Here is an 18,505-nt window from a genome sequence, read left to right as displayed (position 1 = left end):
CAGAGGCCGTACCATGACGCAGAACTCGCCCCTCTTTGAACTCCACGGCGTCCGGCAGGCCTACCGCAAGCCGTCCGGCCAGCAGTATGTCGTGCTCGACGGTGTGGACCTGACGCTGCGCGATGGCGAGATCGTCGGGCTGCTCGGCCGCTCCGGCTCGGGCAAGTCCACGCTGCTGCGCATCGTCGCCGGGCTGGCCCAGCCGACCTCCGGGCAAGTCCTGCACCACGGCGCGCCGGTGGCCGGGCCGACCGACGGGGTGGCGATGGTGTTCCAGTCCTTCGCGCTGTTCCCCTGGCTGACCGTCGAGGAGAATGTGCTGGCCGGGCTGAAGGCGCTGCGCGTTCCCGCGAACGAGGCGGCGGCGCGCGCCGAGGAGGCCATCGACCTGATCGGCCTGTCGGGCTTCGAGAGCGCCTACCCCAAGGAACTGTCCGGCGGGATGCGCCAGCGCGTCGGCTTCGCCCGCGCGCTGGTGGTTCATCCGGAAATCCTACTGATGGACGAGCCTTTCTCGGCGCTCGACGTGCTGACGGCGGAGACGCTGCGCACCGACCTGCTCGACCTGTGGATGGAGCGCAAGCTGCCGACCCGGTCGATCCTGATGGTCACCCACAACATCGAGGAGGCGGTGCTGATGTGCGACCGCATCCTCGTCTTTGCCTCCAACCCGGGCCGCGTCGCGGCGGAGATCCGGGTGAACATCCCGCACCCGCGCAACCGGCTGGCCCCGGACTTCCGCGATCTGGTCGACGACATCTACGGCCGGATGACCGCGCGCAAGCCGCTGAGCGCCCCGGCGACGGCACCGGGGACAACGGTCGGGCGTCCGCGGCCGGTCTACGCCGAGCCGCTCCAGCACGTCTCGACGAACCTGTTGTCCGGCCTGATGGAGACGCTGGCCGCCCCGCCCTACCAGGGCAAGGCGGACCTGCCGTACCTCGCGGCGGCGCTGCGGCACGAGATCGACGACCTCTTCCCCATCGCCGAGACGCTCCAGATGCTCGGATTCGCCGAGGTGGCGGAGGGCGACATCCGGCTGACCGAACCGGGCCACCTGTTCGCCGAGGCCGGGATGGACGACCGCAAGGCGCTGTTCGCCGAGCATCTGGTCCATTTCGTGCCGCTCGCCGCGCACATCGACGCCGCCCTGGCGGAGCGCCCCGACCACCGCGTTCCCTACGCCCCGTTCGCCCGCGAGCTGGAAGCCTTCATGAGCGAGGACTACGCCGAAGAGACACTGAACGCCGTCACCGGCTGGGCCCGCTACGCCGAGCTGTTCACCCACGACACCGAGGCCGGGGTTTTCTGCCGGGAGGAGACCGAATAGCCGCCAACGCCCGGCGGAAGGCTTGACCGGGGCGCCCGCCGCTGCCAGGAACACGGGCGGCGCCCTTCTCCACCGGTTCACAGAACTCATGAGCATCCCGCCCCTTCCCATCGATCCCGTGCTTCCCGAGCTGCTGGCCGCGCTGGACGGACGCGGCGTGGCGGTGCTCCAGGCGCCGCCGGGGGCGGGCAAGACCACCCGCGTGCCGCTGGCCCTGCTCGACCGGCCCTGGCTGGCCGGGTGCAAGGTGATCGTGCTGGAGCCGCGGCGCTTGGCCGCCCGCGCCGCCGCCCGCCGCATGGCCGCGATGCTGGGGGAAAGCGTCGGCGAGACGGTCGGCTACCGCGTGCGGCTGGACACCAAAGTTGGGCCGAAGACCCGGATCGAGGTGGTGACCGACGGCCTGTTCCTGCGCCAGCTTCAGGAGGACCCCGAGCTGCCGGCGGTCGGCGCCGTGCTGTTCGACGAGTTCCACGAGCGCGGCATCGACAGCGATCTGGCGCTGGCCTTGGTGCAGGAGGCGCGCGGCGCGCTGCGCGACGACCTGCGGCTGGTGGTGATGTCGGCGACGCTGGACGGCGCGCCCGTCGCCGCCCTGCTGGGCGACGCCCCGATGGTGACCAGCGAGGGCCGCGCCTTCCCGGTGGAGACCCGCCACCTCGACGCCCCTGGCACCAACACCCGTATTGAAGACGCCGTGGCCGCCGCCGTCCGCCGCGCCCTGCGCGAGGAGAGCGGCAACGCGCTGGTCTTCCTGCCCGGCGCCGGGGAGATCCGGCGGGTGCAGAGCCTTCTGGAGAGCGCCGACCTCGGCCCCGGCACGGTGATCGCCCCGCTCTACGGCGACCTGACGGCTGACGCCCAGGACCGCGCCATCGCCCCCAGCCCGCCGGGCACGCGCAAGATCGTGCTCGCCACCCCCATCGCCGAGACCAGCCTGACCATCGAGGGCATCCGCATCGTCGTGGACGGCGGGCTGATGCGCGTCCCCCGCTTCGACCCGCGCAGCGGCATGACGCGGCTGGTCACCGCCAAGGTTTCCCAGGCGTCGGCGGAGCAGCGGCGGGGCCGCGCCGGGCGCCTGGAGCCCGGCGTCTGCTACCGCCTGTGGCCGGAACCGTCGCACAAGGCGCTGGCCGCCTTCACCCCGCCGGAGATCATGGACGCCGACCTCGCGCCGCTGGCGCTGGAACTGGCGGTGTGGGGCGTGTCCGACCCGGCGTCGCTGGCGTGGCTCGACCCGCCGCCCGCCGCCGCCATGGCCCAGGCGCGGGAGCTTCTGCGCGAGCTGGGGGCGCTGGACGCCGGCGGCGGCATCACCGCTCACGGCCGCCGCATGGCCGGCTTCGGCGTGCATCCCCGGCTGGCCCACATGATGCTGAAGGGCAAGGCGATGGGGCTGGGCGCGCTGGCCTGCGAGGTCGCCGCCCTGCTCGGCGAGCGCGACATCGTCCGCGCCCAGCCCGGCTTCCGCGACGCCGACCTGCGGCTGCGGGTGGAGCTGCTGCGCGGGCTCGACGATGACGGCCGGGTGCGCGGCGCCGGGCGCGGCCTGACGGTGGAGCGCGGCGGCGCCCAGCAGGCGCTGAAGCAGGCCCGGAACTGGAAACGGCAGTTGGGCGTCAAAGGCAATAGCGGAGACCTCGGCAGCACCGGGCTGCTGGTCGCCCTCGCCTATCCCGACCGCATCGGCCAGCGCCGCCCCGGAGGAAGCGCGGGCGGGGCCGCCGCGCAATACCGGCTGTCCAACGGGCGCGGTGCCTATTTCCAGGACGCCGAGCCGCTGAGCGCCGAGGATTGGCTGGCCGTCGCCGACCTGGACGGGGCGGCCCGCGAGTCGCGCATCTTCCTCGCCGCCCCGCTCTCCCTGGCGGAGCTGGAGGAGGCCTTCGCCGAGCACATCCGCAGCGAGACCGTGGTCGCCTGGGACGGGCGTGAGCAGACGGTGCTGGCACGCCGCCGCCGCATGCTGTTCGCCCTGGCGCTGGAGGACAAGCGCCTGCCCAACCCGCCCGCCGAGGCCATCGCCGCCGCCATGCTGGAGGGCATCCGGGAGATGGGGCTGACCGCCCTGCCCTGGACCGACGAGCTGCGCAAGTGGCAGACGCGCGTCCTGTTCCTGCGCCGCCGGGAGGGCGAGGAGTGGCCGGACGTCTCCGACGCCGCCCTGCTGGAGACGATGGAGGACTGGCTGGCGCCCTTCCTGAACGGCGCCGCGCGCCGCGCGCATCTCGACCGGGTGGAGCTGGGCAACGCGCTGCGTGGGTTGCTGCCCTGGGCGATGCAGCAGCGGCTGGACAAGGAGGCGCCGACCCATGTCGAGGTGCCCAGCGGCTCCCGCATCCCCATCGATTACAGCGGGGACGAGCCGGTGCTGGCCGTCCGGCTGCAGGAGATGTTCGGGCTGGCCGAGACGCCGCGCATCGCCGGCGGGCGGGTGCCGCTGCTGCTGCACCTGCTGTCCCCGGCCCGCCGCCCGGTGCAGGTGACGCGCGACCTCGCCAGCTTCTGGGCCAACGCCTACAAGGCGGTGAAGGCAGACCTCAAGGGGCAGTATCCCAAGCATTATTGGCCCGACAACCCGCTGGAGGCCGAGCCCACGGCGCGGGCGAAACCACGCGGACGGTAACAGGGAGGCGGATGGATATGGCGATCATCGGGGTGATGGGGTCTGGGCAGGAGGAATGGGCGGCCTACGCCGAGCCGCTCGGCGCGTGGATCGCCGGGGCCGGGCACGACCTGCTGACCGGCGGCGGCGGCGGGGTGATGCGGTCGGCCGCGCGGGCCTTCCACGGCACGCCGGGGCGGCGCGGCCGCTCGATCGGCATCCTGCCGTCCGAGCCCGATCCGATCCGCGGCCATGCGCCCCTGCCCGGCTACCCCAACCCCTACATCGACCTGCCCATCCTGACGCCCTTCGCGCGCAAGCCGGCCGGCGCACCGCCGACGGAACTGAGCCGCAACCACGTCAACATCCTGACCAGCGACGTGATCGTCGTCCTGCCGGGCCGCCACGGAACGCTCGACGAGGTCCGGCTCGCCCTGCGCTTCGGAAAGCCTATGATCGGTTTCGGACCGGAGCTTGACTTTCAGGCCATGCCCGCCGAATTGCGGACAACCGGCGACTTCGGAACGGTCACGGCCTTCGTCGCGGACGTCCTGTCCCGCCGCTGACCCTCCGTTCCCGAAGGGCGCCACCTGTGGCAGGATGGCGGGCATGGATGCGCAAGGGATTCTCGACCTCAGCCGCTGGATCGCGGAGGCGGGGCTGCGGGGGGTGCCGGAGACGGACCTCATCGGCGGCTTCTGCGAACGGCTGGTCGCGGCGGGCGTGCCGCTGACCCGGACAGTGGTCGGAGCGGACACTCTGCACCCGACCATCGCCGGCCATGTGGTCACCTGGGACAGCAGCGGGCGCAACGCCGCCGAGGTGCGCCGGACCGAGTATGGCGGCGACGGCAGCGACCCCGACATCGACGAGAAATGGCTGCGCAGCCCCTTCCACCGGCTCTACACCTCCGGCGAGACGATGCTGCGCCTGCGGCTGACCGACGGCACGGAGGGCGGCGAGTTCCCGATCGTCGACGAGCTCCGGGCGCAGGGCGCCACCGACTACATGGCCATCGTCAACCGCCTGGGCCCCCGCGCCGCCATCGGCGAGCTGGACTGTATCTTCTCCTCCTGGGTGTCGCACCATCCCGACGGCTTCAGCGACGCCCAGCGCGACGCCCTGCTCACCCTCACCGGCAGTCTGGCGCTGGCGCTGCGCGGCCACGCCATGGCGCACATCGCCAACACGCTGGCCGAGACCTATCTGGGACGGGACGCCGGCCACCGGGTGCTGCGCGGCCACATCCGCCGCGGTGTCGCGGAGGAGCTGGACGCCGTGCTGTGGTTCAGCGACCTCCAGGGCTTCACCCGCATCACCGACACCGCGGCCCCGGAAACCATCCTGCCGCTGCTGAACGACTACGCGGAACTGGTGGTGACGGCCATCCACCGGCACCGCGGGCAGGTGCTGAAATTCATCGGTGACGGCATCCTGGCGGTCTTCGACCGTTCCAGCGCCGAGGACGCCTGCCGCGCCGCCCTCGACGCGGCGGAGGAGGCACGGGAGCGCTGCAAGGAGCTGAACGCCCGCCGCTCCGCCGCCGGGTTGCCGGTGACGCGCTTCTATCTGGGGCTGCACCAGGGAAAGGTGTTCTACGGCAACATCGGCGGGGTGGACCGGCTGGACTTCACCGTGGTCGGCCCGGCGGTGAACGAGGCCAGCCGCATCGCCGCCATGTGCCGGTCGCTCGACCAGGACATCCTGCTGTCCTCCGCCTTCACCGAGTCTGCTCCGGAATGCCGGGAGCGGCTGATCTCGGTCGGGCGCTACCTGCTGCGCGGCGTCGGCCGCCCGCAGGAGCTGTACACGCTGGACCCGGAGGCGTCGCCCCCACCCTAACCCTCCCCCGCTCTCGCAGGGGAGGGGACTGTCGCCGCTTCGCCATCATCTCCCTCCCCCGCCCAGCGGGGGAGGGTTGGGGTGGGGGCAACACGCGGCCCACCCTGCCCAATCACCCCCCGATGCCGCTCGGCGCGGTGACGGCGTGCTCCTTCAGGATGGCGTCGGACAGGGCTGACACCTCGACGAGTTGGACTTCGTAGCCCCACAGGTTGGCGATGTGGCGCAGCACCGCCTTGGCGTCGCTTTCGTCCAGCAGCACGCCGTTGGTCACGCGGTGGTGCAGGATCAGCTTGCGGTCGCCGGCCAGATCGACGTCGACGATCTGGATGTCCGGCTCCAGGAAGCCCAGGTCGTACTGCCGCGCCAGCAGCTTGCGAATGCCACGGTAGCCGCGCTCGTTGTGGATGTTCTCGACCAGCAGATAGGGGTCTTCCGCGTCGTCGCGCACGCTGAACATCTTGAACTTCCGCATCAGGTGCGGGCTGAGATACTGGAGCACGAAGCTCTCGTCGCGGAAGTTGGCCCAGGCGTCGCGCAGCGCGCCCATGCCGTCGCCCCGCCCGGCAAGGTCGGGGAACCAGTAGCGGTCCTCGTCCGTCGGGGTCTCGGCGATGCGCTGGATGTCCTGCATCATCGCGAAGCCGAGCGCGTAAGGGTTGATGCCCGAGAAGCGCTGGTCGTCGAACTCCGGCTGGAACACCACCGAGGTGTGCGAATGCAGGAATTCCAGCATCGCGCCTTCGCTGATCATCCCCCGCCGGTGCATCTCGTTCAGGATGGTGTAGTGGGTGTAGGTCGCACACCCCTCGTTCATCAGCTTGGTCTGCTTCTGCGGGTAGAAATACTGCGCCATGTGGCGGACGATGCGAAGAATCTCGCGCTGCCAATGCTCGAGCCGCGGCGCCTTCTTCTCCAGGAAATAGAGCAGGTTTTCTTCGGGCAGGCCGAGCAGCTTCTTGCGCTCCGACACCGACTTGGACGGGCGGTTGCCGCCGATGGCGACCTTCGGCACGGTGCGCCACAGATCGTTGAAGGTCTGCTCCTGGTACTCCTGCCGCTCCCGCTCGCGCTTCTGCTCCAGCCGCAGGTCGAGGCTGCGCTTCTTCGGGTACTTGTGCACGCCCTGGTTCATCAGCGCGTGGGCGGCGTCGAGCACCCGCTCCACCGCGTGGTGCCCGTAACGGTCCTCGCACTGGGCGATGTAGGACTTGGCGAATTCCAGATAGTCGAGGATGCCCTCGGCGTCCGTCCACTGCTGGAAGAGCTGGTTGTTCTTGAAGAAGTGGTTGTGGCCGAAGGCGGCGTGGGCGATCACCAGCGTCTGCATCGTCATGGTGTTCTCTTCCATGATGTAGCTGATGCAGGGGCTGGAGTTGATGACGATCTCATAGGCGAGGCCGCGGTAGCCCTTGCGGTAGAGCATCTCGTCGCGGGCGAAATGCTTGCCGAAGGACCAGTGCTTGTACATCAGCGGCATGCCGATGGACGAATAGGCGTCGAGCATCTGCTCGGCGGTGATGACCTCGATCTGGTTGGGATAGACGTTGAGGCCCATGTCCTTCAGGGCGATGTCCTCAATGGCGTCGTAGACGCGCTTGATCTGGTCGTAATCCCAGTCCGCCCCGTCGTAGAGCAGGCTGTCGGGCTTGTCGATCACAGCGCTCATGCCTCACATCCTCTCAAACTCTGCGGGGTGTTGGCCCCGATTCTTGGTGCGGCGTCTCGGTGGCGGGCATTGCCCCCTCCCTAGCCCTCCCCCGCTACGCGGTGGAGGGAACCGGCCCCCTCTCCCGCGCCAGCGGGGGAGGGTTGGGGGAGGGGGCCGGAAATCAGGCCCCCGCCTTTTCGCGGGCAAACAAATCGCGGAAGACCGGGAAAATCTCCCGACGGGAGCGGACGCGGCGCATGGCGATCGGCAAATCCGGCCCCTGGACCGTCTTGTAGGTTCGCCACAGCTCCGTCTCCCGGCCCAGCGCCGACAGGCCCATGTTGTGCTCCGCCGCCACCTCGATGTAGGCGAAGTACTGGCACAGCGGCAGGATGCCGTCCCGCAGCAGACCCGCCGACCGCGCGTTGTCCGACGACATGTTGTCGCCGTCCGATGCCTGGGCGGCGTAGATGTTCCACTCGTTCTCCGGGTAGCGCTCCTTGACGATGCGCTGCATCTCCTCCAACGCCGTGGAGACCACGGTGCCGCCGGTCTCGGTGGAGTAGAAGAACGTGTCCTCGTCCACCTCCTTGGCCTCGTGGGTGTGGCGGATGAAGACGATGTCCACCGAGCGGTAGCGCCGCTTCAGGAACAGGAACAGCAGCATGAAGAAGCGCTTGGCGAGATCCTTCATGTGCTCGGTCATCGAGCCGGAGACGTCCATCAGGCAGAACATGACCGCCTGCGCGATGGGCTTCGGCACCGTCTCGAACCGGTTGTAGCGGACATCGATCGGGTCGATGAAGGGGATGCGCTTGGAGCGGAGATAGTGCCGCTCCAATTGATCGCGCATCTCCCGCAGCTTCTCGGGATCCTCGCCGCGGTCCTCCGCTTCGCGCAGAAGAGCCTCAAGTTCCAGCATGTCCGCCGGCTTGGGGCGCTTCAACGCGATGCGCCGGCTGAGGCTGTTGCGCATGGTGCGGACGAGGTTCAGGTTGGCCGGCGAACCGGTCACCGAGTAGCCCGCCCGCGTCAGCGAGTGGGACTCCGTCTGCTTGACCTTCTGCTTGACGAGATCGGGAAGCTCCAGGTCCTCCAGGAAGATGTCCAGGAACTCCTCGCGGGACAGGACGAAGCGGAAATCGTCGTCGCCCTCCCCGTCCGGACTGCCTTCGTTGCCGCCGCGACCGCCGCCGCTCTCGGGCCGCGCGATGGTGTCTCCCTCCACATACTCCTTGTTGCCCGGCACGACGTAGTCGCGCACGCCGCCGGCGCCGGAGCGGTGGAAGGAGGGCTCCCGCACGCCGCCGGTCGAGATGGTCACCTTCTCGCCGTTTTCGATGTCCTGGATGCCACGCTTGCCGGAGGCATCCCGCACCGCCTTCACCACCTGCTCCTTGGCACGGCGCAGGAAACGCTGGCGGTTGGCCAGGCTCTTGCCTTGCGGATTCAGGCGACGGTCGATGATGTTCATCAAGGGGGAGCCCCTCCTACCCGTTCACGCTCGTGTGGCGAAGCGGGCCGTCAGCCGGCCTGCTTCACGCGCATGTACCACTCGACCAACCGGCGGACCTGCCGCTCGGTGTAGCCGCGCGACATCATGCGCGACACGAACTCGTTGTGCTTCTTCTCGGTCTCGCCGTCCTTCTTGGACCCGAAGCTGATGACCGGAAGCAGATCCTCCACCTGGGAGAACATGCGTTTCTCGATCACCTCACGGATTTTCTCGTAGGACGTCCAGGAGGGGTTGCGCCCGGCGTTCGCCGCCCGCGCGCGCAGCGCGAACTTGACGACCTCGTTGCGGAAGTCCTTCGGGTTGGCGATCCCGGCGGGCTTCTCGATCTTGGTCAGCTCCTGGTTCAGAAGCTCGCGGTTCATCAGCTGGCCGGTGTCCGGGTCCTTGAAGTCCTGGTCCTCGATCCACGCGTCGGCGTAATCCACATAGCGGTCGAACAGGTTCTGCCCGTAGTCGCTGTAGGATTCCAGATACGCCTTCTGGATCTCGTTCCCGATGAACTCCGCATAGCGCGGCGCCATCTCGGCCTTGATGAACTCGATGTATTTCTTCTCGGTGTCGTCGGGGAACTGCTCCCGCTTGATCGACTGCTCCAGGATGTACATCAGGTGGACGGGATCGGCCGAGATCTCGTTGGAGTCGTAGTTGAAGGTCGCGGCCAGGACCTTGAAGGCGAAACGGGTGGAGATGCCGTCCATGCCCTCGTCCACGCCCGCCTGGTCGCGGTATTCCTGCATGGACTTGGCCTTGGGGTCGGTCTCCTTCATGCTCTCGCCGTCATAGACGCGCATCTTGGAGTAGAGGCTGGAGTTCGGATGGTCGCGCATGCGCGACAGCACCGAGAACTTCGCCAGCATCTCCAGCGTCGACGGCGCGCAGGGCGCGGTCGCGAGATCGGAGCCCTTGACCAGCTTGTCGTAGATCCGCTGCTCCTCCTGCACGCGCAGGCAGTAGGGGACCTTGATGACACAGATGCGGTCGATGAAGGCTTCGTTGTTCTTGTTGTTCTTGAAGGACTGCCACTCCGCCTCGTTCGAGTGGGCGAGGATGATGCCCTGGAACGGGATGGCGCCGATGTTCTCCGAGCCGACGTAGTTGCCCTCCTGGGTCGCCGTCAGCAGCGGGTGGAGCATCTTGATGGGGGCCTTGAACATCTCGACGAATTCGAGCAGGCCCTGGCTGGCCCGGTTCAGGCCGCCGGAGAAGCTGTAGGCGTCGGGATCGTTCTGGCTGTAGACCTCCAGCTTGCGGATGTCGACCTTGCCGACCAGCGAGGAGATGTCCTGGTTGTTCTCGTCGCCCGGCTCCGTCTTGGTGACGCAGATCTGGCGCAGCTTGCTGGGATGCAGCTTGACGACGCGGAAGCGGGAGATGTCGCCGCCGAACTCGTCCAGCCGCTTCACCGCCCACGGGCTCATCAGCCCGGTCAGGCGGCGGCGCGGGATGCCGTAGCGGTCCTCCAGCAGGTCGCCCATCTCGTCCGGGTTGAAGAGGCCGAGCGGGCTTTCGAAGACCGGGCTGACCTCCTTGCCGGCCTTCAGGACATAGACCGGGCATTTCTCCATCAGCGACTTCAGCCGCTCGGCCAGCGACGACTTGCCGCCGCCCACCGGGCCCAGCAGGTAGAGGATCTGCTTGCGCTCCTCCAGACCCTGCGCGGCGTGGCGGAAGAAGCCGACGATCCGCTCGATCGTCTCCTCCATGCCGTAGAAGTCGGCGAAGGCCGGATAGATCTTGATCGTCCGGTTCATGAAGATTCGGCCAAGGCGCGGGTCCTTGGCGGTGTCGACGATTTCCGGTTCGCCGATGGCGGCGAGGATGCGCTCCGGCGCGGAGGCATACATCATCGGGTCGTCGCGGCATTCCTGGAGGTATTCCGTGAGGCTCATCTCGACCTCACGGCGCCCCTCGTAGGACTGTGTGTAGCGCGTGAACAGTTCGTCGGCCGGGAACATTCCGCTCTCCGTGTCTCTTAGTCCGATGCGTCGGGGCTGCCGCCGGGGGACCCGGGCGGCGGGGGCGGCACCTGCCGCAGGTGCGAACTCTGGGGCGTCACGGACACAACGGTCCCGCGGCACCCCCGCTCACCGTCGAAAGCCAGACCTTTTATCCAGTTGCCCTTCAAATGAAGCGCCCCCTTCGGAGTGCTAAACTCGAATGCTTCAAAACTGAATGTAATGCTCGACCTAGAGCTTTCCAGGAGGAAAGCCTTGATAGCCTGAAAAGACGGGCGGTCGGACACACCGGTCGTCAGTAATAGACCACGCGGCCGGGTTGTCCGGGAGAACCGGCGCGCAAGCACCGGCGGAAAAGACGGCAAAAGCAACGAAGTTCGATGGGGTTGAAACTTCCAGCCGGCTTCCGGAACGCGGCCCGGATGCCGTTCGTCGGGGACTCGCTGGACTTCGCCGATCACCCATCGACCTCCAGTGCATCCACGCGCCTTAACCCACTAAGGCGCTACGGTTAACGTTAAGTGTGCCGTCTATTTCTTAACAACACACTTCCATGCCTGTGACCACCGCCGTGCCTCCGGATATTAACGCATGGGCGATCGGCGCGGTCCACACCTTCCAAAGAAGGATGGTGAGCCTCATCACAGCAGATCAACAAGGCAGAATTTGGGTGAGCCGCCTTTGCCGTTGCGGCGCACAATCTCAAGTGAATCCGGAAGCCGGCTGGAATCAAGCACTTGGCCGCGTTTTTGCAGTCCTGCCACAGGTCGGGGAAAAAGTGTGACCGGCGCGGGCGCCCCCGGCCGGCCCGAGGCCCCTCAACCGAGCTTGGCGCCCAGCGTTTCCTTGAGCGACGCCGGGGTGGCCGGCTTGACGATGAAGGTGTCGGCGCCGAAGGCCGCGGCTTCGTCCATCCGGCTCTGGTCGGCGCGGTTCGTCATGAAGACCACCGGCAGCGCACGGTGGCGGGCGTCGGGGCTGGTCCGCAGCGCCTTCAGGAAACCCAGCCCGTCCATCGGCTGCATCTCCACGTCGCAGACGACCAGATCGGGGTCGTGCGCCTGCACGGCGGCCAGCCCGGCCTCGCCGTCGGCGGCCTGAAGGACGGAGCGGAAGCCCAGCGTGGCCAGCATCTTCGCCAGCACCATGCGGGTGAAGCTCTCGTCTTCGATCACCAGAACCGAAAAATCCCCGAACGCCGCCGGCATCGACCTGTCCCCCGAGTCCGATAGGCCGTGTGTGTACGCCGCAAGCCTGTCCTTTGCAACGGGCTGGCATCGCCCCCGTCCGGCATCGCCCCCCGGTTGGCGTCGCCCCGAATAACGACGGAACGGCCGGCGCGGAGCCGGTTCACGGAAGAACGGTTGCACGGCGGGGGGTGCTGCGGCTACACGGAGTCGCATGAGCTTCCTCGACCACATCCGCGCGTGCAACGCGCACGACCTGTCCGGCTTCCGTCCGTTCGAGCTGGAGGGGCATCGTCTCGGCTGGGTCCGCCACGCGCTGGCCGAGCAGCTTCCCGGCGTCGATCCGGGCTTCGTCGTCACCGCCGACCGGGTGACGCTGGCCCCGGAGGTCCGCGACTTCGAGGCGCGGTCCTCCGTGCTGGCGCACGCCGCCCAGTTCCTCGTCGAGACGGGGGCGGTTTCCGCCCTGCGCGGCGAGTTCTACCCAGTCACGCCCGCCTGGGGAGCCGAGCCGCTGATGCGCATCGACCGCGCGGTGGTGGCGCAGTTCGGCACCCCCGCCTATGGGCTGCACGTCAACGGCTTCGTCCGCCAGCCGGACGGCGGCCTGTCGCTGTGGATCGGGCGCCGCGCCCGCGACCGCGAGGTGGCGCCGGGCAAGCTGGACAACATGATCGCCGGCGGCCAGCCGATCGGCCTGACGCTGGCGGAGAACCTCGTCAAGGAGGCGCAGGAGGAGGCGGGGATCGACGCCGCCCTGGCGTCCCGCGCCGTCCCCGTCGGGGCCGTCACCTACCGCATGGAGACGGAGGCCGGGCTGAAGCAGGACACGCTGTTCCTCTACGACCTGGAACTCGACGCGGATTTCGTCCCGCAAAACACCGACGGCGAGGTCGAGCGGTTCGAGCTGTGGCCGCTGGACCGCGTCGCGGAGTCGGTGCGCACGACGAAGGACTGGAAGTTCAACGTGAATCTCGTCGTCATCGACTTCATGGTCCGTCACGGCTGGCTGACGCCGGATGAGCCGGACTATCTGGAGATCGTGAAGGGCCTGCGGCGGTAGACGCCGCGGCGGCGGCGGCCATTTCGCCGGTCATTCCGCCGCGGCGCGCCCCCGCGCCTCCTCCAGGTGGGACGACAGCTCCGACAGGGTGACGGGCTTGTGCAGGACGGTGAAGCCGCTGCGCCGGGCCTCGCGGATGCGGTCGGGGCTGGTGTCGCCGGTCAGCAGGATCGCCGGGATGATGTCGCCGGCGAAGGCGTGGATGTCGCGGATGGCGTCCACCCCCGTCCGGCCGTAACGCAGGCGGTAATCGGCGATGATGACGTCGGGAAGCCGCTCCGCCCCGTCGAGCTGGCGCAACGCCTCCTCCCCCGATGCGGCGGCCAGCACATCCCATCCCCACTGCTCCAGCACCAGCCGCAGGCTTTGCAGGATCAGCTCCTCGTCGTCGATGATCAGGGCCAGCGCGCCGGGACGGTCCAGGGACGGCATGGCGCGTTCCGTCCCGTTGGGATTCCAGGAAGCGTGCAAGGGAACCTCCACCGTAAAGCATGTGCCCCGCCCCGGACGCGACCGCACGCGAACCGGCAGGCCGAGCAGATGCGACAGCCGCCTTACCACCGCCAGCCCGAGACCGAGACCGCGGCTGCGGTCGCGTTCGGCGTTGCCGAGCTGGACGAACTCCTCGAAAATCTCATCGAGCTTGTCGGTGGGGATGCCGACGCCCGTGTCCGCCACCTCGATGCACAGCATCATGCCCCGCCGCCGGCACCCCAGAAGCACGCCGCCCGACGCCGTGTAGCGCACCGCGTTGTCGAGCAGGTGGCGCAGCAGCCGCTCCAGCAGGGCGGCGTCGCTGCGGACCTGCGCCTTGAGCGGACGCACCCGCAGCTTCAGCCCCTTGGCGGCGGCGCGCGGGCCATAGTCGGCCTCCAGCCGTTCCAGCATGTCGGTCACCGCGAAGGGCGCCATGTCGGGCGACACGATCCCGGAGTCGAGCCGGGCCACGTCCAGCAACGCGTCGAGCAGGCCGCGCATCGCCTCGACCGCCCGGTTCATCGTCTGGACCAGCGGCAATTGCGGGTGATCGGACAGGCGCTCCGCCAGGACCGCGCCGAACAGGGTCAGCGACTGGGCGGGCTGGCGCAGGTCATGGCTGGCCGCGGCCAGGAAGCGCACCTTGGCCTGACCGGCGCGCACCACCTCGTCCCGCGCGGCGCGCAGCCGTTCCTCCTGCCCACGCAGCTGCGCCTCCGCGGCCATGCGGCGGCCGGCGTCCGCCGCGGTCATCACGATGCCCGCCGGCTCTCCGCCGGACTCCGCCGGAAGCGGCGTCAGCGTGATGTCGAACCATGTTCCGTCGCCCGTCAGGGTCAGTTCCTGAACCGTCCCCCGGCCCGCGCCAGCCACCGCTTGGGCGAAGCGATCCGCCGCGTCCTCCCGGCCGCCCCAGACGAAGGCGCCGGCCATGGGCTGTCCAATCAGAAGGTCCGGTCGGCACCCGATGGCGCGCAGCATCGCCGCGTTGAGATCGGCAATGCGCCCCTGTCGATCGAGCAGGGCGGTCGCCACGCCGATCGTGTCGAAGACCCGCCGCAGTCCGGCAGGGTCGGCGGGACAAGGATTGTCCTCCGCCTCCTCCTCTCGCATCGCTTGCCTCCTCCGGATTGCAAGCCGGCCGACCGTTCAGCGCCACCCATTGGGCAGTGCAAACAATCGGTCGCGATTCAAAAGATACGTGCAAGAGGAAGAAGATTCCAGGCGACTCGCCTCAAACGGATAGCTTGCTCATTGTTGTAATACACAGTTGGTGGTAGATCATAACTCTTCTGGGAAGCCGGCCAGGGCGCGCACCGCCGCCGCCGTATGCCCTGATTCCCGAAGAGATCGCAAGGTCTTGGCATTGTCGCGCTTGGCAAGACGCTCGCCCCGCTCGTTCACCAGCAAAGAGTGATGCTCGTAATCGGGCGGGACGACTCGAAGAAGTTCTTGAAGAAGACGATGCGCGTGAGTCGCGAAAAAGAGATCGTCTCCACGCGTCACCAGCGTCACACCCTGCAGGTGGTCGTCCAGGGTGACCGCCAGATGATAGCTCGTCGGAACGTCCTTGCGGGCCAGGACGATGTCGCCGAGAAGGCCCGGTAGGGCGTCCTGCCAGCCGCGCCGCCGGTCGTGCCAGCGCAGCGGCCCAGTCATCGCCATGGCCTTTCCCACATCCAATCGCACGGCATAGGCCGCCCCCGCGGCGATGCGGTCCTGCCGCTCCGGCTCCGACAGGCTGCGGCAGGTGCCGGGATAGAGCGGACCGTCCGGCCCATGCGGCGCATGGCCGGCGCGGGCGATCTCCGCGGCGATGTCCTTGCGGGTGCAGAAGCAGGGATAGACGGCGCCCAGACCGGAGAGCCGCGCCAGCGCGGCGCGGTAATCCTCCAGATGCTCCGACTGGCGGCGCACCGGCTCTTCCCAGGTCAGGCCCAGCCAAGCCAGATCCTCGCGCAGGTCGCGGTCGAACTCCGGACGGCAGCGCTGGGGATCGATGTCCTCGATGCGCAGCAGGAAACGCCCTCCGGCCTTGCGGGCGGTGGTCCAGCCGAACAGAGCGGAATGGGCGTGCCCGAGATGGAGATGGCCGGTCGGGCTCGGCGCGAAGCGGGTGACGACGTCGGTCATTCCCGCCTTATACCCCAACCGCGCCCGGCCTGCATGCGGGACCGCCGGCGCAACGGGTGGGGGCGCAAAGGGCGGTCAGATGTAAGGGTTGTCCTTGATCGGCTCGACCGGGATGTCCTCACCCTCCAGATACATGGCGAGGCGACGGCGCAGTTCGCGGTCGAAGGCGTCGATGCGGCGCTGGCGGTCGCGCTCCTCGCGCTCGGCGCGTTTCTCGGCAAGGTCGATGATCGTGGCGCTCATGGATGTTCCCTTTGAAAGCGTCCCCCTAGGGCACCGTCACCATCCCAGATCATGGTTAACGCTCAGTAACCACGATGTCGGAAAATGCATGTTCAAGGCACCACAACCAAATGTCACAGGCATCCTGTCGGCCCGCCGGAAACGCCGGAACCCGGTCCATCGAAAGGGTTACAGGATCGTGAAGAAATGACGCAGTGCGGCGCGACATATTGAGTTCGAAGCACAAATCAACTATGTATCTGGTGTTCCGGTCACCCGGCGGCGTGGCATCCCGCAAGGGGGAGCGGAACACCAGAAAGGTTCCAGACACGTCTCAGATAAGGGAGTGGCCATTGGCTCCACCACCCGATCACTGTCCGGCCCTGGTGCTGAACGCCGACTTCCGGCCGCTCAGCTACTTCCCTCTGTCGCTCTGGTCCTGGCAGGAGGCGGTCAAGGCCGTCTTTCTGGACCGGGTGAACATCATCTCCGAATATGATCGCGTCGTCCGCTCCCCCACCTTCGAGGTCAAGCTGCCGAGCGTCATTTCGTTGAAGGAGTTCATCCCGGCGACGCGGCGGCCGGCCTTCACCCGATTCAACGTTTTCCTGCGCGACCGCTTCACCTGCCAGTATTGCGGCCACCACTTTCCCACGCAGGAACTGACCTTCGACCACGTCATTCCACGGTCGCGCGGCGGGCGCACCACCTGGGACAACGTCGTCACCTCCTGCTCGGCCTGCAATCTGGCGAAGGGAAACAGGCTGCCGCACAGTTGCGGCATGATCCCCCTCAGTCCCCCGTTCCAGCCGAGTGCCTACCAGCTTCAAGAGAACGGACGTGCATTCCCGCCAAACTTCCTTCACGAAAGTTGGCGGGATTTTCTTTATTGGGACACCGAACTCGATCCGATGTAGAAACGCCGCGATCGGGAAGGCTGAGCCGGGAAAGATTGGGTATGGACGACGAGAATCCCTGCGTGGGCATCTGCATCATCGGCGAGGACGGCACTTGCGAAGGCTGCGGGCGGAGCGAGGACGAGATCTACGGCACGCCGCCCGCTCCGGCACCCATCCCAGCGGAAACCGGAGCGGACGGCAAAGCCGCCTGAGTCCGCCGCTCCGCCCGCCCCCGGTCACACCCGCGCCCGTCACACCCGTTCTGCCACCCAGATGACCGCCTTGGTGCCGGCCTTGATGGCGGCGGACAGCACCGGATAGGCCGGGGCCTGCTCCGCGCCGTTGAGCAGGCCGATGTCGCGATGCTCCACCTCCTCCGCCTGGAACTTGAGGATGGAGGTCTTCAGCTCCTCCTCTTCCGGGCCGAGGTGCTTCAGCTGCGCCTCGTAATGGCCGTCGATGACCTGCTCCACGGCGACGGTGCAGGCCATGGCCGCCCGCTCGCCCATCACCGCGGTCCCGGCGCCCAGCAGGAAGCCGGCGACGTGCCACAGCGGCTGCAGCACAGTCGGGCGAACCTGACGGGCGACGAGCTGCTTCTCGAAATACTGGAGATGCTCCAGCTCCTGGTCGGCCATGTGGCGCAGGGTCTTGGCGTGCCGGCCCCGGCCCATGACGGAGAGCTGGCCTTCGTAGATGCGCTTGGCCCCATACTCGCCGGCATGATCCACGCGCACGATCCGCGCCAGCCGCTGTTCCGGAGTCGGGTCGCCGGGCAGGCGTCCGCGCGGGCGGGGCCGGGGAGCGGACGACTCGCCGGCGGACGGGGTGGAAGCGGTGGCGGCAGTGGCGTCGAGCGGGGTCATGCGAAGGTCCTGGAAACCGAGGTCCGGATGTAGGCGGCGCGGGCCGCCGCGAAGGCGAAGGCGGACAGCGCCAGCGAAATCACGACGTTGTAGCCCGCCATCGAAATCCCGAACAGCGACCACGCCACTTCGTCGCAGCGGGTGACCGGGGCGGCGAGCACCTGGGCGCGCAATTCCTCCAGCGTCTGGGGCGCGCGTCCGCTGGCCCCGCAGGCCGAGGTGCCGGCCCACCAATGCTGCTCCACCCCCACATGATAGGCGGCAATTCCCGCACCGGCCAGCAGGGCCAGCCCACTCGCCACCAGCAGCGCGTCGCCCAGCCCGCGCCACTGGCGGAACAGCAGGGTGACGATGCCGAAGGCCATCACCGCCCCGTAGGGCACGCGCTGCCACAGGCACAGGACGCAGGGCTGGTAGCCCAGCACGAACTGGAAAAACAGCGCGGCGGCCAGCACGCCGGCGCTGGCGATGGCCAGAAGCCCGGCGGTGTAGCGCGGATCGTCGATGGGGAGGCGGTTCATCATGCGGGTGAGATTAGCGCGCCCCACAGGCTTAGGCCAGACACGCCGACGCATCCGCACAAAACACTTTGTCCCAGGGCCATTTCCCCTCTATATAGCGGGCACCGGTCGCCGCGAGCGCCGGGTCCGGCAGGCACCGTGCGGGCGTGGCGGAATTGGTAGACGCAGCGGACTCAAAATCCGCCGTCCTCACGGATATGTCGGTTCGAGTCCGACCGCCCGCACCACCCCTTCC

The 18,505-nt window shown here is 68.2% G+C and carries 17 protein-coding genes and 1 tRNA gene; 9 read left to right on the top strand and 9 right to left on the bottom strand.

The window, feature by feature from the left end:
• Positions 1-13: 13 nt before the first annotated feature.
• From ACWPN7_RS21355 to ACWPN7_RS21340, 4 genes are all read left to right on the top strand, one after another.
• Positions 14-1,330: an ABC transporter ATP-binding protein gene (locus tag ACWPN7_RS21355; RefSeq protein WP_459195950.1), complete on the top strand. Its 1,317-nt coding sequence runs from the start codon at positions 14-16 to the stop codon at positions 1,328-1,330.
• An 88-nt stretch (positions 1,331-1,418) separates the two neighbouring features.
• Entirely contained in the window at positions 1,419-3,959 is a 2,541-nt protein-coding gene (gene hrpB, locus ACWPN7_RS21350; RefSeq protein ID WP_459195951.1) for an ATP-dependent helicase HrpB, read from the top strand.
• Positions 3,960-3,976: 17 nt separating this feature from the next.
• On the top strand, positions 3,977-4,504 hold the full coding sequence (locus tag ACWPN7_RS21345) for an SLOG cluster 4 domain-containing protein (protein ID WP_459195952.1): 528 nt from the start codon (positions 3,977-3,979) through the stop codon (positions 4,502-4,504).
• 43 nt (positions 4,505-4,547) lie between these two features.
• Entirely contained in the window at positions 4,548-5,780 is a 1,233-nt protein-coding gene (locus tag ACWPN7_RS21340; RefSeq protein WP_137103414.1) for an adenylate/guanylate cyclase domain-containing protein, read from the top strand.
• Positions 5,781-5,892: 112 nt separating this feature from the next.
• On the opposite strand, the gene ACWPN7_RS21335 is transcribed toward ACWPN7_RS21340, so the two are convergent.
• The 3 genes from ACWPN7_RS21335 to ACWPN7_RS21325 all read right to left on the bottom strand — a co-directional run bounded on the left by ACWPN7_RS21335 (position 5,893) and on the right by ACWPN7_RS21325 (position 10,902).
• On the bottom strand, positions 5,893-7,449 hold the full coding sequence (locus ACWPN7_RS21335) for a SpoVR family protein (RefSeq protein WP_038526379.1): 1,557 nt from the start codon (positions 7,447-7,449) through the stop codon (positions 5,893-5,895).
• Between the two features lie 163 nt (positions 7,450-7,612).
• Complete coding sequence (locus ACWPN7_RS21330; protein WP_035682340.1) at positions 7,613-8,905, bottom strand: YeaH/YhbH family protein; 1,293 nt, start codon at positions 8,903-8,905, stop codon at positions 7,613-7,615.
• 50 nt (positions 8,906-8,955) lie between these two features.
• Entirely contained in the window at positions 8,956-10,902 is a 1,947-nt protein-coding gene (locus tag ACWPN7_RS21325; RefSeq protein ID WP_038526373.1) for a PrkA family serine protein kinase, read from the bottom strand.
• Between the two features lie 553 nt (positions 10,903-11,455).
• Between ACWPN7_RS21325 and ACWPN7_RS21320 the strand changes: the two genes are divergently transcribed.
• A complete protein-coding gene (locus ACWPN7_RS21320) occupies positions 11,456-11,686 on the top strand; it encodes a hypothetical protein (RefSeq protein ID WP_137103416.1) in 231 nt (76 codons plus the stop codon).
• Between the two features lie 34 nt (positions 11,687-11,720).
• On the opposite strand, the gene ACWPN7_RS21315 is transcribed toward ACWPN7_RS21320, so the two are convergent.
• The gene (locus tag ACWPN7_RS21315; RefSeq protein ID WP_038526370.1) at positions 11,721-12,110 is read right to left on the bottom strand and encodes a response regulator; all 390 of its coding nucleotides are present in this window, start codon (positions 12,108-12,110) and stop codon (positions 11,721-11,723) included.
• 193 nt (positions 12,111-12,303) lie between these two features.
• Between ACWPN7_RS21315 and ACWPN7_RS21310 the strand changes: the two genes are divergently transcribed.
• A complete protein-coding gene (locus ACWPN7_RS21310; protein WP_459195953.1) occupies positions 12,304-13,152 on the top strand; it encodes a DUF4743 domain-containing protein in 849 nt (282 codons plus the stop codon).
• A 30-nt stretch (positions 13,153-13,182) separates the two neighbouring features.
• Here ACWPN7_RS21310 and ACWPN7_RS21305 read toward each other — a convergent pair whose 3' ends face one another.
• From ACWPN7_RS21305 to ACWPN7_RS21295, 3 genes are all read right to left on the bottom strand, one after another.
• Complete coding sequence (locus ACWPN7_RS21305) at positions 13,183-14,742, bottom strand: hybrid sensor histidine kinase/response regulator (RefSeq protein ID WP_103039232.1); 1,560 nt, start codon at positions 14,740-14,742, stop codon at positions 13,183-13,185.
• A gap of 168 nt (positions 14,743-14,910) precedes the next feature.
• Positions 14,911-15,762, bottom strand: coding sequence for a tRNA glutamyl-Q(34) synthetase GluQRS (gene gluQRS / locus ACWPN7_RS21300; RefSeq protein ID WP_137103419.1), 852 nt, complete (start codon positions 15,760-15,762; stop codon positions 14,911-14,913).
• A gap of 75 nt (positions 15,763-15,837) precedes the next feature.
• Positions 15,838-16,005 (bottom strand): hypothetical protein, encoded by a 168-nt coding sequence (locus ACWPN7_RS21295; RefSeq protein ID WP_014241314.1) that lies wholly within the window; start codon positions 16,003-16,005, stop codon positions 15,838-15,840.
• A 332-nt stretch (positions 16,006-16,337) separates the two neighbouring features.
• On the opposite strand from ACWPN7_RS21295, the gene ACWPN7_RS21290 reads away from it, so the two are divergent.
• Both ACWPN7_RS21290 and ACWPN7_RS21285 read left to right on the top strand, forming a co-directional pair.
• A complete protein-coding gene (locus ACWPN7_RS21290; RefSeq protein WP_038526361.1) occupies positions 16,338-16,901 on the top strand; it encodes an HNH endonuclease in 564 nt (187 codons plus the stop codon).
• Between the two features lie 41 nt (positions 16,902-16,942).
• On the top strand, positions 16,943-17,095 hold the full coding sequence (locus ACWPN7_RS21285) for a DUF1289 domain-containing protein (RefSeq protein WP_459195954.1): 153 nt from the start codon (positions 16,943-16,945) through the stop codon (positions 17,093-17,095).
• 39 nt (positions 17,096-17,134) lie between these two features.
• On the opposite strand, the gene ACWPN7_RS21280 is transcribed toward ACWPN7_RS21285, so the two are convergent.
• Both ACWPN7_RS21280 and ACWPN7_RS21275 read right to left on the bottom strand, forming a co-directional pair.
• Entirely contained in the window at positions 17,135-17,749 is a 615-nt protein-coding gene (locus ACWPN7_RS21280; protein ID WP_144243448.1) for a demethoxyubiquinone hydroxylase family protein, read from the bottom strand.
• The gene (locus tag ACWPN7_RS21275; protein WP_081862857.1) at positions 17,746-18,273 is read right to left on the bottom strand and encodes a disulfide bond formation protein B; all 528 of its coding nucleotides are present in this window, start codon (positions 18,271-18,273) and stop codon (positions 17,746-17,748) included. The genes ACWPN7_RS21280 and ACWPN7_RS21275 overlap by 4 nt, the downstream gene beginning before the upstream one ends.
• Positions 18,274-18,410: 137 nt before the next feature.
• On the opposite strand from ACWPN7_RS21275, the gene ACWPN7_RS21270 reads away from it, so the two are divergent.
• Positions 18,411-18,497, top strand: a tRNA-Leu gene (locus ACWPN7_RS21270).
• Positions 18,498-18,505: the final 8 nt, after the last annotated feature.

The organism is Azospirillum sp. UENF 312511 (assembly GCF_058780635.1).
Note: the sequence above shows the minus strand (reverse complement) of the source record. Positions and strands in the feature narration are given on the sequence as shown.